Genomic DNA, 24,963 nt, shown 5'->3' on the forward strand with positions numbered 1-24,963 from the left:
CACACGCTGTGCGCGGCCCGTCCCCGTTTCGGCTCAGCCGCAGCGCGTAGGCTTGACCCCGTGCCTCGTTACCTGCGCGTCTTTGCCCCCGCCATATTGATCGCCTCGACCCTCGCGTTTTTGCTACTCGGGCTCGTTATCGGTGAGGTGGCGGCGCCGCGTGCACTCGCAGACCCGGGTGCCGTGGTGCGGTACGGGCTGCCGATTGCGCGCACACTCGTCAACGTATCAATGGCGGTGCTGATCGGCTCGGTCGTGATGGCCGTGTGGGCGCTCGCCTCAGACCGCGACGAAAACCGGGTCGCGATGGACCTCGCGGCGGGCGCTGCTGCCGTGCTGACCGTTGCCGTGGGGGCGGCCCTCGTATTCACCTACGTCGACGTGTCGGGTCTGCCGTTCTCGGGCGACGCCACGTTCGGTGCGGGGCTCGCGCAGTTCATCACCGAGATCGAGCTCGGCAGGCTGTGGATCTTCGAGTTACTGCTCGCGGCCGCGACCACGGTCATGGCCTTCGCGATCCGGGGCCGCAGATTGACGCTCGTCGTGCTCGTTGCGGCCCTGCTTACGACACTGCCGATTGCGCAGCAGGGGCACGCGGCCGGAGCGTCGGGGCACTCGCAGGCCGTGAACTCGCTGCTCGTGCACCTCGTGGGCGCCGCGGTCTGGCTGGGCGGTCTGATCACGCTCGCGTTCGTCGCGCGCACGGTCGACCGGCCGCGGCTCGGTGTCATCACCGAGAGGTATTCGACGCTCGCGCTGTTCGCGTTCATCGGCGTCGCCGCGTCGGGTGTCGTGAGCGCCTGGCTGCGCATCGGCACGATCGACGCGCTCCTAGGCACGGGCTACGGGCAGCTCGTGATGTGGAAGACGGGCGCGCTCGTCGTGCTGGGCGTGTTTGGGGCGTGGCAGCGTACACGCCTGATTCCGCGCATTGCCGCTGAGCGTGCCGGGGGCCGCGTCTTCGCCTGGTTCGTGCTCGCCGAGCTCGCCGTGATGGGCGTGGCGAGCGGCATTGCCGGGGCCCTGGGGCGCACCGCCACGCCAGTCGCGCTCGAGCCCGCGCGCGAGGGCGGCGAAGGCATCGGCCCAGCCGAGTGGCTCACCGGCGACCCGCTGCCGCCCGAGGCGGTGCCCTCGGCGTTCTTGACCGAGTGGAAGTTCGACCTCGCCTGGTCGCTCGTGTGCGTGTTCGCCGTAGCGATCTATGTCGCCGGCGTGATTCGCCTCGCCCGCCGCGGCGACAAATGGCCGATCGGGCGCACGATCGCGTGGATCTCGGGCATCGCGATGCTGTTCTACACGACCAACGGCCCGCTCAACCTCTACGAGCGTTACGTGTTTAGTATTCACATGCTCGGGCACATGTCGCTGGCGATGCTGATTCCGCTGGTGCTCGTGCTGGGCGCGCCCATCACGCTCGCGCTGCGTGCCGCGCACAAGCGTACCGACGGCTCTTGGGGCGCCCGAGAGTGGATCATGTGGATGGTGCACACGCCGTACTCGAAGTTCATCACGCACCCCGCGGTGGCGGCCGTGATCTTTGTGGGCTCGCTGTGGGTGTTCTACTTCACCCCGATCTTCAGGTGGGCGATGGTCGAACACCTGGGGCATCAGTGGATGATCATTCACTTCTTGATCTCGGGCTACCTGTTTGCGCTGTCGATGGTGGGCATCGACCCGGTGCCGTACCGGTTCCCGTTCCCCCTGCGCATCGTGACGCTGTTTGCGACGATGGCGTCACACGCCTTCTTTGGCGTCACGATCATGTCTGAGAAGGGCCTCATGCTGGCCGACTGGTTTGGCGCGATGGGTCGAACCTGGGGGCTGCCGCCGCTCGAAGACCAGAGCACGGGCGGCGGTATCGCGTGGGGCATCGGCGAGCTGCCGACGCTCGCGCTCGCTCTCGTGGTGGCGGTGCAGTGGGCGCGTAGTGACGATAAAGAGCAGAAGCGGCGTGATCGCTACGCCGACCGCTCTGGTGAGGCCGAATTGAACGAGTACAACGAGATGCTCGCGAAGCAGGCCGCGCGCGACGAGAAGATCGCGCGCTAGGTGGTGTAGCGGGCGCCGCGCGGTGTAAATACTTGGGCCTTGTTGTGGTTTCTGAAGGATGTAACCACAACAAGGCCCAAGTATTGCGGCTGCGGCTGCGGCTGCGGCTGCGGCGCAGCCCGCGCCCGCCGCGCCTACGCCCACCGCGCCCGCGACCGGCGCAGCTACGCCCCAGGCGCCCCCGCGTCGGTCGCGGTTACGTCGGTGCGGTGAAAGTTCAAGTGCGAACGAGACGCGGTTGGCCCCCGCTGCCCGAGGTACCGCGAGAACGTAGCGCCAGACCCGTAGGGGCGATCCGACGGTGACGACAGCTGGAAGAAGCACAGCTGCCCAATCTTCATGCCGGGCCACAGCCGAATCGGCAGCGTCGCCACGTTCGACAGCTCAAGTGTCACGTGCCCCGAGAACCCGGGGTCGATGAATCCGGCTGTCGAGTGCGTCAGCAGGCCCAGGCGCCCCAGCGAACTCTTGCCCTCGAGGCGAGCGGCAACATCGTCGGGCAGGGTAACCTGCTCGTACGTCGAGCCAAGCACAAACTCGCCGGGGTGCAAAATGAACCCCTCCTCGGGATCGACCTCGATGAGCCGCGTCAGCTCGGGCTGATCGGCAGCGGGGTCAATCACCGCGTACTTGTGATTGTCGAACAGCCGAAAGTACCGGTCGAGGCGCACGTCAACGCTCGACGGCTGCACCATCTCGGGGTCGCTCGGTGAAAGCCCAATGCGCCCAGAAGTGAGCTCGGCCTGAATGTCGCGATCAGAAAGTAGCACGGGCTCAAGTGTAATGCGCCCGGGCCGCCCCCGCTTGGGCGCGCTTGGCCTGCGGGCGTACCGGGGTTTTGATCTGGCGATCCGGATCATCGCCCGCCGCCGCGCCCCGCCACCCGCGGGCGGCGTGGGCGATGGAGTTCGCGGTGTAAGCCGGGCGCTATGCGAACGCAGGGTACGTCACTCGCGCGTTCAGCCGCTCGGAACTGGTCGTTTCTCACGCGGTGAGGAAACCTCTGCGTCGCGCGCCTGCGAGTAGCTGCTGCGAGGGCGGCAGTAACGGAGTCGCCAGCCACAGGATTAGTGGTGTTGGTGAGGATGCCGACGAGGTGGGCGAGCGTGCTGGTAGGGGTGTGCGCGGTGTGCGCGGTTTGCCCGGCGCGCTACTCGGGTGCCGGGTAGACGACGTGCTTGCCGGCCGCGCTACCGACACGCTCGCGGGGCATTCTCTCGACCCGCGCGCCGGGGGTGAGCGTGGCGGGCTGCGGTGCGGCCGCCGAGATGATGTGCTCGACGGTCTCGCCGTGCGCGAGCAAGTAGTCGGCGATGATGCGCCGGTGGCACCGCCACCACACCGCCTCGGCGCACATGATCGCGACGACCGGCTCGGTGGCATCGCTCGCGCTCGCGCTCGCGCTCGCGCTCGCGCCCGTGTTGGTGTTGGTGGTGTTGTCGTTGTCGCCGTCGCCGTCGCCGTCGCCGTCGCCGTCGCCGTCGTTGTCGCTGCCGTCGTCGGAGCCGTTGCTGGCCAGTCCAAGCGCGCACAGGCGCGTGAGGCCCGCCTCGAATTCGGGCGACAGGGCGTAGTCGGCATAGTTGTGAAAGCTTTGGTTGCGCCAGAGCGCGTTGGTTTCGGGCGGCACCGTGTGAGACTTGGGCCGCCGCCCGGTGAGCTCATCGATGTGCTCGTACGCGATGCCGCGGGCGGCGAGTGAAGCCGCCAAATTGTCTGCGTTGAACTGCGGGTAGCGGCGTGAGCCCGCCAGTTTACGCACGTCGACGACGATGTCGACTCCCGCGTTCACGAGTAGGGCCAAGAACTCGTCGAGCTCGTGGTTTGAGTGCCCAATCGAGACAAACGGCATGACAAGCTCCTTTGCTCTCAGCGTGGGGTGGTGGGTAACGGCTTTGTGGCGGTGGTTCGCGAGGCGAAGCTTCTGGACTGGGGCCGCAGGTGGGGTTTATTCGTGGGTATAACCCCCACGTGTGGCCCCAGTGGGGCATGGGCTACTACTCGAAACTTGGTGACCACACGTACTACCATGCCAACCTCACTGTTCTAACGCGGCTCGGTGAGGGCAAACAGTAGTTCAGCGAGGCGCTCGCCGAGCTCGTCAAGGTCAGCGAGCGATCCTGGGCCCGCGAGCGCGGCGGCGCGGAGCGCACGCTCGTAGACCCCGCTCAGCACAGGGATCGCGCGGTGTGTGGGCAGTGAAAACTTGCGCCCTGCCGCGGCGAGCACCCGCTCCACAACGCCCGCGATGCTGGCGTAGAAGCCATCCATAAACATTTCGTGGCCGGGTGCGAGCTCGGGGTCGCGCATCGCGAGCAGCAAAAACTCGGCCTCGAGCACAAACCAGGCGGTCGCGTCGTCGGACGGGCCAAAGAAGCGCGCGATGTACGAGGCGGCCTCGGCGGGGGTGAGGCTGCCATCGTGGGCAGCGATGAGCGGTTCGAGCTCGAGCGCCTTCGACGCGACGTCGTCGGCGCGGCGCCCAAACTCGCGCTCGAGCAGCGCTAAGAACAGCTGTTCCTTGCTTGAGAAGTTCGAGTAAAACGCGCCGCGGCTAAACCCGGCTCGCGCACAGATCGCCTCGACCGATGCACCCTGCAGGCCGAGCTCTGAGAACACCGCGGTCGCCGCGTCGAGCAGGCGCAGCTGTGTCTCTCGCCGACGCGCGCTCGGCTGTGCGCTCGGCTGCGCGGCGGGGTCAGGCAGCGCATAGGCATCGTGCCGTGCCCCGGGCAGGCCCTTGTCGAACTGCGGTTCCATGCTTCTATCTTCCTATGCTTCTGGTGTTTGTGTGTGCGGTGCCCGCTACCTGAGCTGCCTTGGCTGCCTGGGTTGTCTGGGTGGTGGACCCTGCGACTCCTTCGTCGCGCAGGGTGACCATGTGGGGGTGCGCAGGGCGGCGCGGGGAGGGTGCGCAGGGTGATACGGCCCCTCGTCATTCTGCGTGAGCTTGCGAATCGGAGAATCCACGCGTCCCCCTCGTCATTCTGCGTGAGCTTGCGAATCGCAGAATCCACGCGGCGTCCACCGCCCTGCGCAAGATGCTCAGCAAGCGTCGAGTCACGTCCCGATACACTATTGTATCGAAGCGGATACACCACTGTATCGAACGGAGTGTGTCCGCCGTGAACGAAGCACATCCCGCAACCTGAAGGGCACGAATGTCGACCGTCCTGTATGCCCTTGGCCGCTGGGCCACCCGGGCGAAGTTTCTCGTGCTCGCCCTCTGGATCGCGGTGCTCGCACTGCTCGGCGCAGGCGCAGTGTTTCTCGGGCAGGGCGCAAACGCGGCGATCTCGATTCCGGGCACAGAATCACAAGAAGCGATCACGCAGCTCAGTCACACTTTCCCTGAGGTGAGCGGCACGAGCGCGACCGTGATCGTTACGGCCGCCCCGGGCGACAAGGTCACCGAGCAGCCCTACCGCGACATCATCATTGACGCGACGCGCGCGCTCGAAGACGTACCAGACGCGGTCGCGGTGCAGTCTCCGTTCGCGGGTACACAGGTCGACGCGACGGGCGAAGAAGCAACGCCCGGCACCGGCGGGCTCGCCGCAGACGAAAGCGCAGCGCTCATCACCGTGCAGCTCGACGCCGAGACGGGCAGTATCGCTGAGGCCACCGAGCAGGGCGTGCAGCGGGTCGTCGACGACATTCGCGCCGGGCTGCCCGCGGGCGGCGAGACTTCATACGGCGGCGACGCGTTTTCGGCCGCGATCCCCGGTGTCACCGCGACCGAAGCGATCGGCGTGATTATCGCGTTCGTCGTGCTGCTGCTCACCCTCGGATCGCTGCTCGCCGCAGGCATGCCACTGATCATCGCCATGCTGGGCGTGGGCGTCTCGATCGCCGGCATCTTCTTCGTCACCGCGTTCGCCGAGCTCACCTCGACCACCCCCATGCTGGCGCTCATGCTGGGGCTCGCCGTCGGCATCGACTACACCCTGTTCATCGTGAGTCGCCACCAAGAGCAACTGCGCGGTGGGATGCCCGTCGCCGAGTCGATCGCGCGCGCGACCGCCACGAGCGGCTCGGCTGTCGTGTTCGCCGGCCTCACGGTGATCATCGCGCTCGTTGGCCTGTCGGTCGCTGGCATTCCGTTCCTCACCGCGCTCGGCGTCGCCGCCGCCGCGGCCGTCGCGATCGCGGTGCTGATCGCGATCACGCTTACGCCCGCGATCCTCGCGATGGCTGGGATCCGGATCCTGCCGCGCAAGCACCGCCGCGCGCTCGCGGGTGTGGATTCTGCGACTCGCAAGCTCGCGCAGAATGACGAGGGGGTTGGTGCCGCGCAGAATGACGAGAGGGAGGCCTCTTCCCCCGTCATCCTGCGGGAGCGCAGCGACTCGCAGGATCCAGGACAGCCCGCGCCCGCCGCCCCTTCGCGGGCCGACCGGTTCTTCGCGGGCTGGGTGCGGGGCGTGACCCGCAAGCCGCTCATCACGATCGTGGCGGTGCTCGTGGGGCTGGGGGTCGCGACGATTCCGGCGCTCGACCTGCGCCTCGCGCTGCCAAACGCGACCTCGCTCGAGGCCGACAACCCGGCACGCGTCACCTACGAGCTCACGGGCGAGCACTTTGGCGAGGGCTATAACGGCCCGCTGCTGCTCACCGGTTCGATCATTGGCAGCACCGACCCGCTCGGGCTGATGGAAGGCATCGCCGACGAGGTGCGCAAGGTGCCGGGTGTCGCCGACGTGCCCATGTCGACCCCTAACCAGGGCGCAGACACCGGCATCGTGCAGATCGTGCCCGTCGCGGGCCCGCACTCAGAGAGCACGACCGAGCTGGTGCACGCGCTGCGCGACAAGCACGACGAGTGGCAAGAAAAGTTTGGCGTGAGCTTCGCCGTGACAGGCTTCACCGCGGTGGGCATCGACGTGTCGACGCTGCTACTCGAAGCGCTCGTGCCGTTTGGGGTGCTCGTGGTCGGGCTGTCGCTGATTCTGCTCGCGATGGTGTTTCGATCGGTGTGGGTGCCCATCAAAGCGACGCTCGGGTTCTTGCTCTCGGTGGGCACCGCGTTTGGCGCGGTTGTCGCCGTGTTTCAGTGGGGCTGGCTCGGCGACGTGCTCAACGTGCACTCCGCGGGGCCGGTGCTCAGTTTCATGCCGATCATTTTGATGGGCGTCCTGTTTGGGCTCGCGATGGACTACGAAGTGTTTCTCGTGGCCCGCATTCGCGAGGAATACGTGCACGGCGCAAACGCGCAAGACGCGATTAAGCGTGGGTTTGTGGGCAGCGCGAAGGTGGTCACGGCCGCCGCGCTCATCATGTTTGCGGTGTTCGCGGCGTTCGTGCCCGAGGGTGACCCATCGATCAAGGTGATCGCACTGGGGCTCGCGGTGGGCGTGTTTGTTGACGCGTTCATCGTGCGCATGACGCTGGTGCCGGCGGTGCTCGCGCTGCTGGGCGATCGCGCCTGGTGGATGCCCCGCTGGCTCGCAAAGCTGCTGCCCGCCTTCGACGTCGAGGGCGAGGGACTCACCCGCGAGATCGCGCACGAAAACTGGCCAGCAGACGACCCGACCGCGGCGATCGCGGCCGACGGGCTGCTCTTCGCGCACGGGGTGCAGGTGCCCAGGCTGCGCGTCGCAGCGAGTGAAACGCTGCTGCTCGACCCGCGCGACGCGGTGTCGCTGCCGCTCGCGCGGGCGCTTGCGGGTCGCGGTAAGTTCACGGCCGGCACGCTGAAGGTCGCGGGGCTGCTGCTGCCGGAGCGCGGCTCGAGCCTGCGCGCCCGGGCGGCCTGGGCTGACGCGTCAGAGGCCGCCGGGTTACGCGACGCGCTGCACGACGCCCCGCGCGTGCTCGTGCTCGACCTGCGCGATGCGGCGACGCGGCCGCTCGACTACGCCGAAACCGAGAGCATTCGCTCGGCGTTGGCCGCGCTCGCGGCGCTCGCCCGGCACGGCGATACCGCGCCCACGAGCCTCGTCGTGCTCGGCACCCGCGACCTCGCTGAGCATCTTCTGCCGCACGGTTCGGTGCTGGTCGGGCTGCACGGGCTGGTCGGGGCGCACGACGGGCCCGAGGCGGGGGTGCCGCCGCGAGCTCCGGATCCGGCCCCGCTTGCCGTGGGCGGCCCCGTGCCCGTACCGCCGCCAAAATATGCGCGAGAAATTCCGTCTATGACGGCCTCTATAACGGAACAACCCGCGCATATTTTCAACACCACCGAGGAGGGCACCCGATGAGCGCGCTCACACGTCTGAAGAGCACGAAGCCCGTGCGCTGGACCACGATCTTGGGGCTCTTGCTCGTGCCCATCACGGTGGCGGGAGTGCTCTTGTGGGGATTGTGGAACCCTACCGAGCGGCTCGACACGATTACCGCGGCGGTCGTCAACCTCGACGAGCCGGTCGAGGTCGACGGGCAGCTCGTGCCGCTGGGCCGCGTGCTCGCCGCCGAGCTGATCGCGGGCGGCACTGACACTGAAGGCCCCGACGAGAGCGCCACCAACTTCACGTGGGTGCTCACCGACGCGGCCGACGCGCAGGCGGGCCTCGACTCGGGAGCCTACGCGACCGTCATCACGATCCCCGAGAACTTCTCGGCCGCCGCGACCTCGCTGTCGGGCGACCCCGACGATGCCGTGCAGGCGCGCATCGACGTCGCCGAGAGCGACCGCGGCAGGCTCATCGACACGGCGCTGTCGGGCATTGTCACGCAGACGGCGACGACCGTGCTCAACCGGCAGCTGGGCGAGCAGTTCGTGGGCAGCGTGTTCGTCGGCATGAATGAGCTGCACCGGGGCATCGGCGACGCGGCCGACGGCGCGAGCGCGCTCGCGAAGGGCGGCGAGCAGCTCGCCGACGGTGCCACGCAGCTCGCCGACGGCACGACCCAGCTCGCCGACGGTACGCAGCAGCTCGCGACGGGCGCGGGCGAGCTTTCGACCGGCGCCGGATCCCTCGCGGGCGGCGCATCGCAGCTCGCGACCGGGGTGGGCGCGCTCGGGGTGGGCGCGGCCGGTATTGCGACCGGCACGCAGGGGCTTGCCGACGGGGCGGGGGCACTGTCTGGCGGCGCCGCCGAGTACGCGGCGGGCGTGCGCGTGTTTGCCGAGGGTGATGGCACCCCCGAGAACCCCGGGGTGGCGGGTTTCGCCACGGGCATGGATCAGCTCGCGGGCGGGGCACGCATGCTCGCCACCGGTGACGGCACTCCCGAGAACACGGGGCTCGCGGGGCTCGCTGCCGGCGTCGCCGAGTACACGACGGGTATCAACGGGATCCTCGATCAGGTGACGACGGGCGGTTCGGCCGTCGTCGAACAGTTGCAGCTCGTGCGCGCAGGCATCGTGGACGGCACGATCCCGATGCCCGATGAGGCGACGAAACAGCAGGCGCTCGACGCGATTGACCAGGCGATCGCCGGCCTGGGCGGCGCGAGCGGGCAGATCGCCGAGCTTCGCGCCGCGGGCGAAATGCTGAGCGCGGGGGCGGCTTCGGCGGCTGTCGGCGCTGAGGAACTCGCGCAGGGTGTCGCGGCGTCGGCCGCTGGTGCGCACAAACTGTCGGCGGGAGCGGCCGCACTCGCGGACGGCGCCGATGGCATCGCGGGAGGTGCGTCTGAGCTCGCAGCCGGTGGCACAGCCCTCGCGGGCGGTGCGGCGCAGGTGTCTGAGGGGGTCTCGGGGGTTGCGCTGGGCGCCGGTGAATTGTCGACGGGTGCGGGCGCGCTCGCGGGCGGTGTCGCTGGTCTTGCCACGGGCACCTCTGAGCTGGCGGCGGGCGTACCAGCGCTCGCCGAGGGGGCCACACAGCTGGCCGACGGCGTCGACCAGTCGGCGAAGGGTGCCTCGACGCTTGCCGACGGGCTCGGCGAGGCTGCCAGCGGGATCCCCAACTACACCGAGAGCCAGCGTGACAAGCTCGCGAAGACCGCGATCACGCCGGTGAAGGCTGAGGGGGCGAGCGACGAGCTGTTCAACTCGTCGGGTGTGCCACTGTTTGCGGGGATCGCCCTGTGGGCGGGTGCGTTCGCGATGTTTATGCTGCTGGCTCCGCTGTGGCGGCGCACGCGCGAGGCGGCACGCGGCGTCGGTTGGATCGCGCTGCGCAGCGCGCTGCCTGCAGCTTCGCTGGGGGCCGTGCAGGGTGCGCTCGCGGGCATCGTGCTGCCGATCGCGCTGGGGTACGGGCTCACGCAGGGGCTCGCCTTCTTTGGGCTTGCGCTGCTGGCGGGCGTCGCGTTTGCGCTGCTCGTGCAGGGGCTCGCCGCGCTGCTGGGCGGGTTCGGGCGCTTTGTCGCGTTCACGCTGCTGGTCGTCGCGTTCGCGGTGGGCATCGTGTCGACGGTGCCGGCGCCGCTCGCGGCGGTGGGCGATGCGAGCCCGATAGGCGCGGCCCTCGGCGGGTTTCAGGCGGTCGCCACCGACACCGCAGGCGGCGGCATCGCCGCGATCGTGCTGCTGCTCTGGGCGGGTGCGGGTCTCGTGCTCACCGCGCTGGCGGTGCGGCGAGCCCGCAGGGAGTAGTGGGTAGGCGGCCCCGCGTAGGCGGGTTCTGTGGCGGTGACCCCGTGGTACCTGGCGCAACGCGGCACCGCCGCGCCATGGACACTTGACTATTTATGTCTTACAATAAGATATGTCATACATAAATAAGCAAAGTAGCTGACGCTGTGCGGGTAAGCGTCCATCCCAGAGTGGTTGTGAAACGTCCAGAGATTACTGTCGAGGACGTGGTGCAAGCGTTTGAGAACACGCTCAGAAGCCGTGCGCGTGACACTCAGCCGATTCGTTGGGTGGGCGTGGGCGTAGATGCCTCGGGCCGACTCTTGGAGTATGTGGCCGTAGAAAACGAGCCAGATGGGTGGCTCGTGTATCACGCTATGCCAGCCACGAAGAAAGTGTTGATTGAAGTAGGGCTTGGAACACGGAGGTAGCGAAATGGGCAAGCATGCTGATGTGAACGGGGTCCCGTTCACTGATGAAGACGTTGAGCGCTGGGCGGCAGACGACGAGTCCGACGCGGGTTACACCGGCGGGCACCTCGGCCCTTCGCGCGCTGGCCGCCCAGTAAGTGTAGGAGCTGATGTACGCCCGGTGACAGTGAGGCTGGATGCCGCCAGGCGCGCAAAACTCGAGGCGCTCGCGCGGTCACATCAAACCAGCATTTCTCAGACGGTCAGAGATCTCATCGACGCTATTTGAGGGCTATCCCGTACAGGTGCACGAGGCGTAGGCTCGAAGCATGACGCGCGCAATTGTTGCCCCGCACACGGGCGGGCCCGAGGTTCTCCAGTTCACCACCGTCGAGACGCCCGTGCCGGGCCCCGGCGAGCTGCTCGTCGAAACCGTCGCGGCGGGCGTCAACTTCATCGACACCTACCAGCGCTCGGGGCTCTATCACGTGCCGTTTCCGTTCACCCCGGGGGCCGAGGGCTGCGGCCGCGTGATCGCGGTCGGCCCGGCTCTGCCCGGTCACGCGGGCTCCGGCGCTGAGGCTGGCGCTGACGCTGGTGACCTGGCTCGTGAGCGGTCGGCTGCGGGCGGCGAAATGGGCGCGGCCAATGATCCGGATCAAAATGCCGCAGCGCCAGGCGAGCCGATTCGCGTGGGTGACCTGGTGACCACGGCCGAGGGGCGCGGAACCTATGCCGAGCAGTTTGTGGTCGCGGCCGAGAAGGCCGTGCGCGTGCCCGAGGGGGTGAGCGCCGAGGTTGCTGCCGCACTGCCGCTGCAGGGGCTCACCGCGCACTACCTCGCGAACTCGATCGTGCGGCTCGGCCCCGGTGACACGGCACTCGTGCACGCGGGCGCGGGCGGCGTGGGGCTGTTGCTCACGCAGCTGCTCGCGGCGCGGGCGGTGCGTGTCATTACGACCGCGTCGACGCCCGAGAAACAAGAGCTGAGCGTGCGCGCCGGTGCACTGCTGGCGATCGGCTACGAAGACTTCGCCGACCGGGTGCGCGACATGACCGGCGGCGAGGGCGTGAAGGCCGTGTTCGACGGGGTGGGGCAGGCGACGTTCGACGGCTCGCTCAGGTCGCTTAGGGTGCGCGGCGACCTGGTGCTGTTTGGGGCGGCGAGCGGGCCGGTGCCGCCGTTCGACCTGCAGCGACTCAATGCTGGCGGGTCTTTGCGGGTGACCCGCCCCACGCTGGCGCACTTCTTGCGCACCCCCGCCGAGCGCGCGAAGCGCTACGGTGACCTGTTCACTGGCGTGCAGGGCGGCGTGCTCGACGTGCGCATCGGTGAGCGGTTTGCGCTCGCCGACGCGGCCGCCGCACACACCGCGCTCGAGGGCCGCGGCACGACGGGCAAGGTGATTTTGACGGCGTAGCGGCTAGGCCCGATGATCGCGCATCCAAATGATGTCAGCGCGCATCGGCTGCGTGTAGAAGCCCGGGTCACCAAAGAAGAACTCGCCCGACTGCTTGTAGATCGTGATGCGCATCGCCCGCACCATCGCCTCGCCGCGCTCGCGCAGCGTCGGCTCGATCGCGTCTACTGTGTCCAGCTGCTCGAGGTCGAACGCCGCCGCGAGCGACGCTTCGTCGAAGCCCGGCACCTCGTGCTCAGTGAACATGCCGTTGCCGGCGGCCGCGACCCAGCACGCCGCGGCCGCGATCGCTTTGGCGTGAGCGCGCCGGCGATACAGCCCCGGATCACCCGCGGCCGACCGTGCGAGCACGCGGTAGGCAATCGTCACGATCTCGGTCACAAGCACGGGGTTGGAGATGACGGCGGGCAACCGTTCGGCGATGAGTGGGGCGACGGTGCGCAGCCGCTCGGCTACGACGGTGGGGACGTCGTAGCCCGCGAGGGCGTCGCTAAAACTGATGGGCGGCAGCGGTTTGTCGGTGAGCGTGGCGAGTTCGCCGCGGCTGCCGACTTCGAGTTCGAGCATGTAGAGGGTGAACTGGCGCATGCCGGCGTTCTCTTCTGCTTCGCTGCCTGTCGGGGCGCCCTGCGGAAAATGCTCGAGTAGAAAGTCGTCCATCGGGTGCTGGCCGTACGCGTGAGCTGGGGCTTTGGAGCGCTGAATGCGCTTAGGTTTGGGCGGCCTGCCTTGGGCGAGACGTTCAAGGTCGGCAGCGTTGCTCGCGTTCTCCGCCACGATGCCCTGAAACTTAGGGGTGAGCTCGGCGATCTCGTGCAGGGTGAGGGCGGTCGCGCTCGCAGAAATACCTGACCGGGTGTTGGCCCACTGCACGAGCGCAGACAGGAGTGCGGGAAGCTGCAAGAGCACCTTGTCGGGGGCGTGATAGCTGCGCACGTACAGGTCGGTCATGAGGTCGTGCACGAAGCGCGGGCCCCACCGGAGTGCGTCGCCCGAGCCGTAGTCGGCGCGAAGCCGCAAGAGCGTCTCAACCTGGTCGGCTGCCCCTTTCGGCAGGGCGCTCGCCTCAGGGGAGGCACGAAACTCGTCGGCGAGCTGGCGCAGTTCGTCGCTGCGGTCATCGTGCGCGGTGTTGGTGTTGTTGTTGTTGTTGGCGCTGTCGACCGCCGTCCCCTCGCCGGGCATGAGGCGCGCAATCCACTCGAGGGCGGGGCGCACGGCCGGCCACGAGTCGGTTTCGCTCGCCGCAGAAACGTTGATCGTGGCCGCAAGCGCTTTCGCGAGCCGGGCCCCGGCGGTAGCGAGGCTGAGTTCACGACGCCCCTTGGCGCCGGGCGCACCGGGGTGTGCGTCGGTGACCAAAGACTCGAGGGGCAGAGGAGCCATGTCGGCGTCTTCGATGACGGTAGTACCCCGGGTGTGCAGATCACACGCGACTGTAAGGCGTTCTTCTGCGATAACAACGCCGACGAGCAGGGTTTCGCGTTCGCCAAACACATCGGTCACCGACACGGCCCGGTCGACGCGAGCAAGCGAAAGGGCGTCGAGCCATGCGGGCTGGTCGCGTCGGCTCACCGCGTGCGCGATGCGCAGGCGTGCGCCTTCGTCACCGAGCATCTCGCCCCAGACGCGCAGCACCGCATTCAGCTCGGGCACGTCCTGCGCGATCAACGCGGGTACGAGCAGGTGGACGGCAACATCGGTGGGCGTGATGGGGCGTGAGGCGTCGATCCGGAGCTGCTCGCCGGCGCTGCCGACGCCGCTCGCGTCGCTCTCAGCTTGGGCCTCGAGCATCGCGCGCCAAGCAGCCTCTTGTTCGGCCGGATCGATGCCGGGTAGCGCGATGAGCGCACTCGCCACCCTGAGCAACTCGACGGGTGACGGCTGGCGCATCGCCGCGCGCAGTTCGGCGTGAAATTGAGACTCATCGGCGTGCATGGTTTGAGCCTACTGGTGGCCTCGGACATCCTCCAATGAGCGCAGGCGGGTGGGCCTACACGCTTGGGCTACGGGACCCGCTTGATCCACTCGAGCGTCGAGAACTTCTGCTCGACGAGTCGTTCGGCGGCGTCCCACTCACCCTCGGTGACCTCGCCGACAGTCGCGCCGTGGCGCTGTGTGAAGACCTCGACGAGCTTGTCGATGATCGCTTCGCGGCTGAGCCCGGTCTGGCTGCGCAGCGGGTCGACGCGCTTTTGCGCGCTCGCGGTGCCCTTGTCTGACAGCTTCTCGCGGCCGATGCGCAGCACCTGCGTCATTGCTTCGGCGTCCATGTCGTAGGCCATGGTGACGTGGTGTAGCACGGCGCCCGAGCCGAGCCGCTTCTGGGCAGCTCCGCCGATCTTGCCCTGAGGGCTCGAAATGTCGTTGAGCGGCTTGTAGCTGGCGTTGATGCCGAGGGCCTGCAACGCTTCGAGCACCCACTCGTCGAGGTAGGCGTATGAGTCGGCGAAGCTCATGCCGCGCACCAACTCGCCCGGCACGTACAGGGCGTAGGTGATGCAGGCTTCGGGCTCCATATACATCGCGCCGCCGCCTGAGATGCGCCGCACGATCTTGGCGCCGCGGGCGGCGGCCTCGTCTTCGTCGACCTCGTTCTTGATGGACTGGAAGCTGCCGATGAAGACGGCGGGTTCGTTCCACTCCCAGATGCGCAGGGTGGGGCCGCGTAGCCCTTCGCCGACGGCGATCGTGAGCACCTCGTCGAGGGCGGCGTTCATGACGGGGGTGACGGCTGGCTCGTGCAGAATCTGCCAGTCGTAGTCGCGCCAGTGGGCGGCGCCCGTCATGGCGCGACGAATCGCGACGCCCACCGACCCGGGGGTGAAGCCGAGCAGGTGCACTTCTTTGGGAAGCGCTTTTTGAATCGCGACGGCGAAGTCCTCGATGGTGCCGCCCGGATCCATGCCTTCGACGGCCCCGTTGATGCACTCGAGTGCATCGTCGGGTTCGAGGAAGAAGTCGCCAGAGAGGCGAAAGTCTTTGATGCGGCCGTGCGCCACCTCGAAGTCGACGACAACGAGCTTGCCGCCGGGTACCTTGAACTCCCCGTGTGTACTCATAGCCATAGGTTACGCCCCGGGCCCATTTGGCGCTACGCATGAGCGGGCATGTTGGTAAGTGTGGTTCATGTGCCGGCGGGGGTTTTCTGCGGGCGAGGATCCGCCTGATGTTAGTCGGGTGAGGTTAGGCAGGCGCAGGCAAGAGGCCCGGCATGGGCACAGCTGTCCCCTCGAACTCAGTTTCGCCGTCTGAAACGGGTCAGGTTCGGTGATGCAGGGGTGCGCGCCGCGCGCGGCAGGGGTTGCCACTGGTCTGGTGGCACGGGTGCCGGTGGTCTGCTCTTGCCCGGCAGAAACGCCACTGAGGGTGTGGTTGATGGGGCGGTCGAGGGCGTGCCTGCGCCTGCGCCTGCGTCTGTGTCTGCGCCGGTGTCTGTGGCCGTGTTTGTCGTTGTGGGCACGGCTGTGAGCTGTGCCCAAGCAAGTTGCCGGGCAGTTCTGGGTGCTAGGTCGGTAACGTCGCCGTCTCGTGAGTGGAGCTTGAACGGGCCCTTGCCGTCGCGAGTGATGCGCCACCCGCCGGCGTGGAGTTGCATGTGGTGAAAGCGGCAGAGCAAGGCGCCACGGTCAATATCGGTGCGGCCGCCATCACGGTCCCATTCGTCGATGTGGTGTGCCTCGCAGTATGAGGCGGGCCGGTCGCAGTCGGTCCAGATGCAGCCGCCGTCACGTAGCGACAGGGCGGTGCGCTGCTCTGAAGAGTATGACCGTTTGGTGCGGCCCAGGTTTAGGGGGTTGCCCGCGCGGTCGACAGTCACCGGCACGACACCAGTGTTGCACACCATGCGGTTCGCGACATCGACGGGCACGGCGGCGTTCTCGTCTTCAAAGAACGCCCGGCCAGACCCGGCCGCCCCGGTCTCGGGGTCTGGCGCGTCGACGACGTGCACGACCCGCACGCCCGCTTGTCTCACCCCGAAGACCTGCTCGACGGTGGCGAGGGTGCCCGCGTGCATGACGTCCAGTAGGAGATCGTGGGTGAGCTGGTTGTTGCTGCGGGGGTCGTCACGCAGTTCTCGTGCGGTTTCTTTGTCTTCATCGCTGACAAAGCGGGGCCCGCCTCGCCGGGGTCGCATTGCGGCGTTAATTATGGAGCGTACCCACGCGGCTGATTCGTCATCGAAGGTGAACGATCCGTGGTGCACCCCGTGCGCGTCGACCCACATGCGAAATGAGCGGCCTTCGTAGCGGGTCATGAATCGCTGCTGGGCCCCGTCGGGGTCGAGCATGTCGCGCACGGTGCGGGCGGCCCCGGCAAGCTCTTCAACGGTGCGGCGGGTGGCTTCAAGGCTGAGCTGCTCGGCCGCAAGCCGCCATGCTTCGACCGCGGCAAGGTTCGCGGCTTGTGCGGCAGCCGCAGCCGCAGCCGCAGCCGCAGCCGCAGCCGCAGCCGCAGCCGCGGCTCCGTCCTCACCACCGTCTACGTTGGCGTCGTCAACGTCGGCACCTTCAGCGCCGGTGCTGGGCGAGCCTTCCTGCTCGCCTGCGCTGACCGGTGGCTCGCCGAGCCCCCTACGGATCGCATCATGCTGCTCAGTCGTGAGCGCACCCTCCAGAAGAGCGGCGCGTAGGGGTGCGTGCCAGGGGAGAGTTGGTTGGCTGGTGCATTCTGAAGCGTCAGTGCCCGAACCAGTGTCAGTGCCCGCACCAGCGCCAGTGCCCGAACCACCCTCACCGTCAGAACCCGGGGCAACGCCCGGCTCGGAAGTATCGAGGCCAGCATCCGTTGGCCCATCTTCAAACAATGATTCACCCACGCGCACCTCGCGTGCGGCCTGAGCACGCGAGGCCCCGGTGATCTGTTGCACCAGAGACACGGGGCTGCGGTGACCGCGTGACTGCGCGAGCCCCGAGTGGCCAGCCTCGCGCGTGGAGCGCTGCGCGACGACACCCGACGCGGCGACGCGCACCCGGTCGGCCGTCTGAGCGAGTTTTGCCGCCGCGTCGAGCACCGCCATCACATCTGCGTCAGAGAGGCCAGCGATGGTGTCGGGCAGCGCTGCAGTCGCGGGCACCTCACCGAGCAGCCGGCGTAGCTCCGCCTGCTGCTGTGCGAGTGAGGTGAAAAGTTCCATGTCTCTATGGTCACCGCAACCACCGACATTGGTGTAAGTAAAACCCCTGGTCAGATTCTCGCGGCGCAATGTAAATGTCACGAAATGGTAACGACTTGTAGGTGGCGGGCTCGGGCGACGGGGGCGAGTGGTGATTGCATCACCGCACCGGATCCGAGGGAGCGATGTTCGATAATTCTTACTTCGTCACCAAGTTACATTTTTCGAACATGGTTGCAATGAGAGATTTATAGAACAGCGGGCCAAAGCAAGTTCGCGCTCGCCCACGACACCCTTCGTCGGCTGTCATTCGCGACGTTCGCCTGGTCCAAGCGAGCACGCGAGGTGCTCGGGTCGAGTAAGCATGATCCGGATCGAGCAACTGCGCCGCAAGCAGCCCGCCGACCAAAGCGGCGTGCGTTACTACACCAGTTTCTCGAACACCAGAGTTGCTTGGATTCGGTCGCCTCCGCCGAGGCCCTTGGTGCCCGAAGAAGCGGTCGTGATCGTGTGTAGCCTGTATCCCAGGGCGGCCTGTGCGTTGATCGCGCCTTCGAGTTCGGTGAGGTTGCCAGACCCCGAGCCCCACATCTTCTCTTTGAGAACCACCTGCAATACGACGTAGCTCATGCCGGTTTGCGCGGGCCGCGGCTGTCCACCCGAGGCTGCCGCGGCCTCAATGTGTGAAACCACGCCACTGATGCTTGGCTGAAAAGGTGGTGGCGTCTGCACCTTGTCGGTCCATTTCTGCCCGTCCCACCAGCGCTGCGTGCCAGAACCGTCGTCGTACCAGCCCTCAGGTGTCGTCGTAGTCATAAGGCCATTCTGGACGCGGCACTATGAGAGTGCCAAACGAACGTGGCTGGCGGCACGGGCATGATCCGGATCGAGAATCTGCGACGCAAGCAGCTTACGGGCTAAAGAGGCGGGCGCGCTACGCCGTCGAGGTGCGCTCGAGGATCCAGGTTGAGAGGTCGACGAACACCTCGTCGCGGTTCGTTTCGTTGAGGGTTTCGTGGCGCGCGCCGGGGTACAGCTTGAGGGTCACGTCTTGCACGCCGCGGCGTCGGTACGCCTCGGCCAGCTGGGTGAGGCCGTCGCCGCGCGAGAGCGGGTCTTCGGCGCCCGAGACGATGAGAATCGGCACGCCCGCGCTGAGGCCGGCGACCGGGCGGCCAAACAAGCGCAGGCCATCGGCGACGCCGAAGAGCTTGAGAATGTCGGCGCCAAAGCAGAACGGGTCGGCCACGAACTTGCCGACCTCGGCTTCGTCGCGGCTGAGCCACTCGAAGCCCGTCGCGCCCTCACCCGCCCAGCGCGCATTGAGGTCGCCGCTCTCCATGTGCCGAAACGTGCGCAGGGCTGAGCCCGAGAGCACCAGGGCGTCCCAGGCTAAGGGATGCGCGTTGAGAATGCGCTGCGCCATGAGCGACCCCCACGAGTGCGCAAACATCACCACGGGCAGGTCGGGGTGGCGCTCGCGAATGATCGCAGTGAGCTGCAGCACCTCGTTTTCGGTTGCGGCGAGTCCGCCGGGGCCGAGCTTGCCGAGCTTCGACATGTCACCGTCGTGCTGCGTGAACCCGGTCTGGCCGTGCCCGCGGTGGTCGTCGGCGTACACGACAAACCCCGCCTTTGTGAGGTACTGCGCGAACGCGTCGTACCGCTTCGCGTGCTCGCCGATGCCGTGCGAGATCTGCACCGCCGCGATAGGCTCGTCGCCATCTGCTGGCTGCCACTCGTACGCGAAGATCTCGACGCCGTGAGCGTCGGTGAAGCTGAACTCGGTGTAGGCGTGCCGGGGAGCTGGCTGCTTCGCCTGTGGGGTCTCGTCGTTCGCGGGGGTCATGGGCCCATTCTGGCCTGTTCGGGTGGGCGGCGCCAGAGCTTTTGCTGATGCGGTGCCGCCCACGCGAGCTAGTGACGTGCGCGCCTACGCGTGAGCGTGACCGCCCCCACCGCCCCGGCAGCTGCCAATAGCAGGCTGCCCGCGGCTGCGACACCCATGTTGCGGGCGCCGGTGCTCGCCAACTCCTGCTCCGCTGTGCGCGCGGTGGGCTGCGGTGTTTGGGCGGGTTTCTGCGCAGGTTTCTGATCCGGATCAGGGGTAGGGCCTGGCACCTGGGCAGGGGTGACCTCGATGACGGCCTGGGCTGACGCCGCCCCGAGGGTCGCGGTGATCGTGTGTGGGCTGGCAGAAGGGAAGGTGACGGTGAACCCCGAGACAACATCGCTCGCGACTGACGAGGTGAGAACCGCAGCGCTTGTGTCGGCGGTGTTGCCGTACGCGTCGACCCCGTCAACGGTGAACTTGACGGTGCCGCCCTGCTGCACGGTGGCAGCCGACGGCGTGAGTGTGAGGGTCTGGGCGGCCGCGGCCACCACACGAACCTCAAACGTGCTGGTGAGCTGCGCGCCCTGCACGACAGCGCCCACGGTGAGCGAGCAGGTGCCCGCCGTCTCAAACACGCTCTGCCCCGGCACAGTGCTCGTGTCGACGATGCTGGGGTCGCCGCAGTCGACGGCGGTGGCGGTGAGAGCGGGCTGCGGGTCGAGTGCGCCGCCGCCCGGGCTGAGCACCGTCACCGGGTAGGTGAACGGAACGCCCGCGGTGGCGACCAAGTCGTTTGGGGCTGCAGACACAGTGAGGGTGGCGGGCGCGACCGCGTAAAGGGCGGTGGTGCCCGATCCGGCAGTCGAGCTCGTGGCGTCGAACCACGAGCCGAGCCCGTCATCTTGGGTGTTCCACAGCGTGCCCGCGGGAGCCGCGGGCAGGGTGAGGCCCGCGGCGGTGAGGCTGGGCGCGAAGACATGCTGCGCCGGGATGCTGGCTTCGGGCGCGTTGAACGTGAGTAGACGGTTGTTGCCGGTTACGAGCGAAGCGTCTGGCTGCAGCATGATGGTGCCATTGTTGGCGATCGTGCCGGGGGCCGAGGGCAGCACGCCCGCGCCGGGGGCTTTGATCGCCGCGCCCTCGGTTGGTGCGGTGTCGGTGCCGCGAATGATGCCAGCGGCGCCCACTGTGACCTCTGCGGTGGTCGTGCTGGGGTCATCGATGACCTGAAGTGTGCCTTGAGGTAGCGACAGCGTGCCGTCGACGGTCAGTGAGCCGAATGCGCCGGTGAAGTTGGAAGCGGGCAAGCCCCCTGGTTGGCCGCCGCCGAACGGAGTACCGGGGGAGCTCGCCACGACGAGCCCGCCTTCGTTGATGGTGAGCGAACCGCCGCTGCCGCCCGCGTTTGTCGCGTCGAAGCCGCCCATGCCGCCGCCGATCGCGGTTGAGAGGAATCCGTTTGCCACTGCAGTGAGAGTGCCGCCCGAGTGAACGGTGATGGCCGCGCCGCTGCCGCCGTTGCCGCTTGCGCCTGCACCGCCGCCACCCACCGCGACGCCGTAGGCAGAGTCGTTCTGGGCGTAGACGTCGCCGCCGAAGATGTTGAGCACACCGCCGCTGCCTTCGACGTAGCCGCCGCCGATCGCGGCGGTGTAACCGCTGTTTGCTGCCGCATATGCTTCGACCCTGCCGCCGTACACGTTGAGGGTGCCGGCGTCGACCGCACTGGGTCCGACCATGAGCCCGCCACCGATGCCCGCGGCGTTGGGGGCACCACGGGCAATCACCGTGCCGCTCAATACGGTGAGCGTCGCCCCGGCCGTGCTGATTCCGGGGGCATAGCCCTGAGTGACGTGTGTTTCAACGGTGCCTGTGCTCGTTCCCGAGTCGGTGCCAGACAGCGTGAGCTCGGTGCTCGTTCCAATGACAATGTTTGCGACGTCGAGACGCCGCTCGGCGAGGTCGATGTGCGCGTTGCAGTGCGTCACCAGCGTGGTGGTCGGTTCGTAGATGTCTGCCGCGAGCGTGACCTCGACAGGGTTTGTCTCGCAGAGCGAGACGGCCGTTTGTAGCTCACCGAGCGTCGTGACCGCGTGCGGGGCAGCGATTGCTGGTGTAGCCACGAGCGCTGAGGCGAGCACCGCCGCGCATGCAGAAGCAGACAAGAGAACGCGCGGCAGCATTGGCATGGTTGTAACTGTACAGGGTGCAGTTATGTCTGTCGCAAGTGAGAGTGGGTGTTGGGTGGCGAGGCGAATGCCAGCCAGTATATGAACAGTAGAAGGGCAGTGCTCAACTGAAACAAAGCTCGAGGCCGGCTAGGCTGGAGCAGATGACTACTCACGCAGCGCAGACGAAGCCCAAGAAGCGCATCGAAGTTGTGGCAGCCGCGATCTACAATGGCACCGAGATCCTCGCGGCAAAGCGCGGCGAGGGCATGTCGCTCGCCGGCCTATGGGAGTTTCCCGGCGGCAAGATCGAACCGGGAGAAGCGCCGCGTGACGCTCTGCGCCGTGAACTCGAAGAAGAGCTGCACTGCCAGGCCGAGATTGGCGAGTACGTCAATACAACTGACTACGAGTACGACTTCGGGGTCGTGAGCCTCGCAACGTTTATCTGCACCGTCGAGGGCAGCGCGCCGATCGCTACCGAGCACGCCGAAATCCGGTGGGTGCCCGTCGCTGAGCTGCCCACGCTCGAATGGGCTCCCGCAGATATTCCCGCAGTAGAGCGGCTCGTGGAGCTGCTCGCGTCATGACGCAGTTGATGCGCGGCCATCTCGAAGCCGACACGGGCTTCGGGTTTCTCGACGCATCAATCGCCGCACCGCAACTGTTTAACCCGCAGCTCGTCGCGAACGAGGCTGAGCAGACCATGCTGCGCGCAATCAAGCGCGAGCTACGCCGCTCGCGAAGCTTCACATTCTCGGTAGCGTTCATCACGGCTAACGCGCTGGCGATGCTCAAGCAGGCTCTCGTTGAGTTCGATGGCACGGGCACGATCATCACGTCGACTTACCTGGGCTTCAACTCGCCAGACGTCTTCGCAGAACTGCTCGCGCTCGAGGGCGTCACCACGCATGTATACGAGGGCGACGCGGGCTTCCACGCCAAGGGCTATGTGTTCGAGCAAGGCGCGCACACGACCGCGATCATTGGCAGCTCAAACCTGACAGCCAATGCGCTCGTCAAAAACCAGGAGTGGAACCTCCAGTTCTCTGCGATGCCCGCGGGTGACCTCGTCACGCAGCTCCGGGTCGCCACGCAGCGGCAGATCGCTGCCTCCGTGCCGCTCACCACACACTGGGTCGAGACCTATCGCAAGAACTATGTCGCGCAGCCCGCGCGCGTGGTCACGTACGGTGCTGGCGTTGATCCGGATCGCGAATCACAGACCCTGCCCAGCGTGATTGCGCCGAACTCGATGCAGCTCGAAGCGCTTGAAGCGATTGCGGCCGTGCGCGAGGCGGGCGAGCAGCGCGCGGTTGTCGTATCGGCCACGGGCACGGGTAAGACGATTCTGTCGGCGCTCGACGTGCGTGCTGCGAACCCACATAAGATGCTGTTTGTCGTGCACCGGGAGCAGATTCTTGACGCCGCGATTGCGGCGTATCAGCGGGTGCTCGGTGCGCCCGCGAGCGAGTTTGGCAAGCTCGTGGGCGGTGCGCGTGAACTCGACCGAAAGTACGTGTTTGCGACGGTGCAGACGCTGTCGCGGCCCGACGTACTCGAGCAGATTGACGCCGAAGCGTTCGATTACGTGCTCGTTGATGAGGTTCACCGCGCGGGCTCCGACAGCTACCGGCGTGTGTTTGACCGGCTGCGGCCCAAGTTCTTGCTCGGAGTCACGGCGACTCCCGAGCGCACTGACGGGTTCAACATCTTTGAACTTTTTGACTACAACGTGCCGTACGAGATTCGGCTGCAGAAGGCGCTCGAAGCAGACATGCTCGCGCCCTTTCATTACTACGGTGTGACTGACTACATCGACAACGCCGGGCAAACGGTTGGCGACGTGACGACGCTGAGCGCGCTCGTCACACACGAGCGGGTGGCACATATTTTGCGGGCGCTCGAACGCTACGGCCACGCCGCAGGGGTGCGCGGGCTGGTGTTTTGTAGTCGGCGCGAAGAAGCGCATGAACTGTCGCGGTTGCTGAACGAGCGGTCGGTGCATGGTGCCCGACTGCGCACGATCGCACTCACGGGGCAGGATTCCGTCGAGTTTAGAGAGGCCGCGACCCGCCGGCTTGAGCGAGGCGAACTCGACTACATTCTCACGGTCGACGTATTCAACGAGGGCATCGATATTCCGACCCTCAACCAGATTGTGATGCTGCGGCAGACACAGTCGAGCATCATATTTACGCAGCAGCTCGGGCGCGGGCTGCGCAAGGCATCCGGTAAAGATCACGTGCGGGTGATCGACTTCATCGGCAACTACACCAACAACTATTTGATTCCCATTGCGCTCACGGGTGATAGCTCGCTCAACAAAGACGTCGTGCGACGCAAACTTGTTGATGCCGATACGGCCGGGGTGATCTCGGGTATCTCGAGCATCAACTTCGACCGCATCTCGCGCGACAGGGTCTTGCGCTCGCTCGAAGCGATCAAGCTCGACAGCATGAAGAACCTCAAGGGAGCGTTCCTCGACTTGCAACAGCGCCTCGGGCACCCGCCTGCGCTATATGACTTTGCCCGCTTCGACACGGTCGACCCGGTAACGCTTGCGAAAAAGAACAAGAACTACTGGAACTTTCTGGTCAAGATGCGGGCGGTGTCTGAACCTCCTGCTCCGGATCAGGCCGCGCTGCTCAACTTTGTGACTGGTGAGTTGCTGAACGGCAAACGCCCACACGAACTGCTGTTGCTCAAATGGCTGATCGCCGATGGACGTTTGCCACGCACCGAGTACGCCGCCAGGCTCGCCGCCGCAGGGTGCACAGTCGCAGAAGACACCATCGCGTCTGTCGACCGCATAGTTTCGCTCGAGTTCTTCACCGAGGCTGAGCGGGCGAGCTACGGCGGTTCGGCGATCGTCACGGTCGCGCTCGAGAGTTATGCCTTGGCACCTCGGATTGCGGAGCTTCTTGCGGGGTCTGCGTTCTTGCGGGCGCAGGTCGACGATGCGATTGAAACTGGCTTGTATCTCGCGCGGCACCGACACAACTGGACCGCTGTGCTGCAAGTTGGGCGCATGTACTCACGTAAAGACGTGTGCCGCATGCTGAACTGGCGGGCGAACGAGTACAGCACGATCTATGGCTACAAAGTAGACCGAGAGTCGAGCTCCTGTCCCGTATTCGTGACCTACCACAAGGACGACGATGTCTCAGAGAGTACGCAGTATGAGGATGAGCTACTCGACCACTCAACACTGCGGTGGTTTACGCGATCGCGACGCACACTACAGAGCGCTGAGGTAAAAGCCATCGTGAACCGTGAGGTGCCGCTGCACCTCTTCGTGAAAAAGGACGACGCCGAGGGGCTCGATTTCTACTACCTCGGGCAGGCTGAGTCACGGGACCCTGTGCAAGAGACGATGCCAGGCAAGGACGGCACGCAACTTGATGTAGTGACAATGAACTTGCACCTTGAAGCGCCGATTAACGAGAGCCTCTACGACTACTTGATCACGGGCAGCGAGCCGGCAATAATCTAGGC

At 66.7% G+C, this 24,963-nt stretch carries 16 protein-coding genes; 7 read left to right on the top strand and 9 right to left on the bottom strand.

Annotated elements, in window-relative coordinates; translation table 11 throughout:
- The first annotated feature begins 60 nt into the window (after positions 1-60).
- Entirely contained in the window at positions 61-2,052 is a 1,992-nt protein-coding gene (locus tag ACXR2T_RS13465; RefSeq protein ID WP_458838530.1) for a bifunctional copper resistance protein CopD/cytochrome c oxidase assembly protein, read from the top strand.
- A 164-nt stretch (positions 2,053-2,216) separates the two neighbouring features.
- Here ACXR2T_RS13465 and dcd read toward each other — a convergent pair whose 3' ends face one another.
- The 3 genes from dcd to ACXR2T_RS13480 all read right to left on the bottom strand — a co-directional run bounded on the left by dcd (position 2,217) and on the right by ACXR2T_RS13480 (position 4,812).
- Positions 2,217-2,822, bottom strand: coding sequence for a dCTP deaminase (gene dcd / locus ACXR2T_RS13470; protein WP_458838529.1), 606 nt, complete (start codon positions 2,820-2,822; stop codon positions 2,217-2,219).
- Between the two features lie 380 nt (positions 2,823-3,202).
- Entirely contained in the window at positions 3,203-3,904 is a 702-nt protein-coding gene (locus tag ACXR2T_RS13475) for a DUF488 domain-containing protein (protein WP_458838528.1), read from the bottom strand.
- Positions 3,905-4,098: 194 nt separating this feature from the next.
- Positions 4,099-4,812, bottom strand: coding sequence for a TetR/AcrR family transcriptional regulator (locus ACXR2T_RS13480; RefSeq protein WP_458838527.1), 714 nt, complete (start codon positions 4,810-4,812; stop codon positions 4,099-4,101).
- Between the two features lie 401 nt (positions 4,813-5,213).
- On the opposite strand from ACXR2T_RS13480, the gene ACXR2T_RS13485 reads away from it, so the two are divergent.
- The 4 genes from ACXR2T_RS13485 (at position 5,214) to ACXR2T_RS13500 (ending at position 12,347) form a co-directional block, all read left to right on the top strand.
- Positions 5,214-8,252 (top strand): MMPL family transporter, encoded by a 3,039-nt coding sequence (locus tag ACXR2T_RS13485; RefSeq protein ID WP_458838526.1) that lies wholly within the window; start codon positions 5,214-5,216, stop codon positions 8,250-8,252.
- Complete coding sequence (locus ACXR2T_RS13490) at positions 8,249-10,537, top strand: YhgE/Pip family protein (protein WP_458838525.1); 2,289 nt, start codon at positions 8,249-8,251, stop codon at positions 10,535-10,537. Before ACXR2T_RS13485 ends, ACXR2T_RS13490 begins: the two co-directional genes overlap by 4 nt.
- A gap of 414 nt (positions 10,538-10,951) precedes the next feature.
- On the top strand, positions 10,952-11,215 hold the full coding sequence (locus ACXR2T_RS13495) for a CopG family transcriptional regulator (RefSeq protein WP_458838524.1): 264 nt from the start codon (positions 10,952-10,954) through the stop codon (positions 11,213-11,215).
- A 40-nt stretch (positions 11,216-11,255) separates the two neighbouring features.
- On the top strand, positions 11,256-12,347 hold the full coding sequence (locus ACXR2T_RS13500; RefSeq protein WP_458838523.1) for a quinone oxidoreductase family protein: 1,092 nt from the start codon (positions 11,256-11,258) through the stop codon (positions 12,345-12,347).
- Between the two features lie 3 nt (positions 12,348-12,350).
- Here the strand turns inward: ACXR2T_RS13500 and ACXR2T_RS13505 are convergent, their stop codons facing one another.
- The 6 genes from ACXR2T_RS13505 to ACXR2T_RS13530 form a co-directional block, all read right to left on the bottom strand.
- On the bottom strand, positions 12,351-14,285 hold the full coding sequence (locus ACXR2T_RS13505; RefSeq protein ID WP_458838522.1) for a hypothetical protein: 1,935 nt from the start codon (positions 14,283-14,285) through the stop codon (positions 12,351-12,353).
- Between the two features lie 68 nt (positions 14,286-14,353).
- Complete coding sequence (gene lplAB / locus ACXR2T_RS13510; RefSeq protein ID WP_458813403.1) at positions 14,354-15,409, bottom strand: lipoate-protein ligase LplAB; 1,056 nt, start codon at positions 15,407-15,409, stop codon at positions 14,354-14,356.
- A gap of 176 nt (positions 15,410-15,585) precedes the next feature.
- A complete protein-coding gene (locus tag ACXR2T_RS13515; RefSeq protein ID WP_458838521.1) occupies positions 15,586-17,484 on the bottom strand; it encodes an HNH endonuclease signature motif containing protein in 1,899 nt (632 codons plus the stop codon).
- A 402-nt stretch (positions 17,485-17,886) separates the two neighbouring features.
- Positions 17,887-18,279, bottom strand: coding sequence for a DUF2510 domain-containing protein (locus ACXR2T_RS13520; RefSeq protein WP_458838520.1), 393 nt, complete (start codon positions 18,277-18,279; stop codon positions 17,887-17,889).
- Positions 18,280-18,397: 118 nt separating this feature from the next.
- Positions 18,398-19,312, bottom strand: a complete 915-nt coding sequence (locus ACXR2T_RS13525; protein WP_458838519.1) for an alpha/beta fold hydrolase — start codon at positions 19,310-19,312, stop codon at positions 18,398-18,400.
- 68 nt (positions 19,313-19,380) lie between these two features.
- A complete protein-coding gene (locus tag ACXR2T_RS13530; RefSeq protein WP_458838518.1) occupies positions 19,381-21,486 on the bottom strand; it encodes a hypothetical protein in 2,106 nt (701 codons plus the stop codon).
- A gap of 143 nt (positions 21,487-21,629) precedes the next feature.
- Here ACXR2T_RS13530 and ACXR2T_RS13535 point away from each other — a divergent pair, with 143 nt between their 5' ends.
- Together ACXR2T_RS13535 and ACXR2T_RS13540 are read left to right on the top strand one after the other, a co-directional pair.
- Positions 21,630-22,055 carry a (deoxy)nucleoside triphosphate pyrophosphohydrolase gene (locus tag ACXR2T_RS13535; protein WP_458813393.1) on the top strand — a complete coding sequence of 142 codons (426 nt, stop codon included), beginning with the start codon at positions 21,630-21,632 and terminating at the stop codon, positions 22,053-22,055.
- Positions 22,052-24,961 carry a DEAD/DEAH box helicase gene (locus ACXR2T_RS13540; protein ID WP_458838517.1) on the top strand — a complete coding sequence of 970 codons (2,910 nt, stop codon included), beginning with the start codon at positions 22,052-22,054 and terminating at the stop codon, positions 24,959-24,961. The genes ACXR2T_RS13535 and ACXR2T_RS13540 overlap by 4 nt, the downstream gene beginning before the upstream one ends.
- The last annotated feature ends 2 nt before the right edge of the window (positions 24,962-24,963 follow it).

It is taken from the genome of Leucobacter faecis, assembly GCF_054456635.2.

Bases quoted from the DNA above. Each gene is read 5' to 3' on its own strand.
- ACXR2T_RS13475 (WP_458838528.1), bottom strand. From the start codon at position 3,904: ATGCCGTTTGTCTCGATTGGGCACTCAAACCACGAGCTCGACGAGTTC.
- ACXR2T_RS13480 (WP_458838527.1), bottom strand. From the start codon at position 4,812: ATGGAACCGCAGTTCGACAAGGGCCTGCCCGGGGCACGGCACGATGCC.
- ACXR2T_RS13485 (WP_458838526.1), top strand. From the start codon at position 5,214: ATGTCGACCGTCCTGTATGCCCTTGGCCGCTGGGCCACCCGGGCGAAG.
- ACXR2T_RS13490 (WP_458838525.1), top strand. From the start codon at position 8,249: ATGAGCGCGCTCACACGTCTGAAGAGCACGAAGCCCGTGCGCTGGACC.
- ACXR2T_RS13495 (WP_458838524.1), top strand. From the start codon at position 10,952: ATGGGCAAGCATGCTGATGTGAACGGGGTCCCGTTCACTGATGAAGAC.
- ACXR2T_RS13500 (WP_458838523.1), top strand. From the start codon at position 11,256: ATGACGCGCGCAATTGTTGCCCCGCACACGGGCGGGCCCGAGGTTCTC.
- ACXR2T_RS13505 (WP_458838522.1), bottom strand. From the start codon at position 14,285: ATGCACGCCGATGAGTCTCAATTTCACGCCGAACTGCGCGCGGCGATG.
- lplAB (WP_458813403.1), bottom strand. From the start codon at position 15,409: ATGAGTACACACGGGGAGTTCAAGGTACCCGGCGGCAAGCTCGTTGTC.
- ACXR2T_RS13515 (WP_458838521.1), bottom strand. From the start codon at position 17,484: ATGGAACTTTTCACCTCACTCGCACAGCAGCAGGCGGAGCTACGCCGG.
- ACXR2T_RS13520 (WP_458838520.1), bottom strand. From the start codon at position 18,279: ATGACTACGACGACACCTGAGGGCTGGTACGACGACGGTTCTGGCACG.
- ACXR2T_RS13525 (WP_458838519.1), bottom strand. From the start codon at position 19,312: ATGACCCCCGCGAACGACGAGACCCCACAGGCGAAGCAGCCAGCTCCC.
- ACXR2T_RS13530 (WP_458838518.1), bottom strand. From the start codon at position 21,486: ATGCCAATGCTGCCGCGCGTTCTCTTGTCTGCTTCTGCATGCGCGGCG.
- ACXR2T_RS13535 (WP_458813393.1), top strand. From the start codon at position 21,630: ATGACTACTCACGCAGCGCAGACGAAGCCCAAGAAGCGCATCGAAGTT.
- ACXR2T_RS13540 (WP_458838517.1), top strand. From the start codon at position 22,052: ATGACGCAGTTGATGCGCGGCCATCTCGAAGCCGACACGGGCTTCGGG.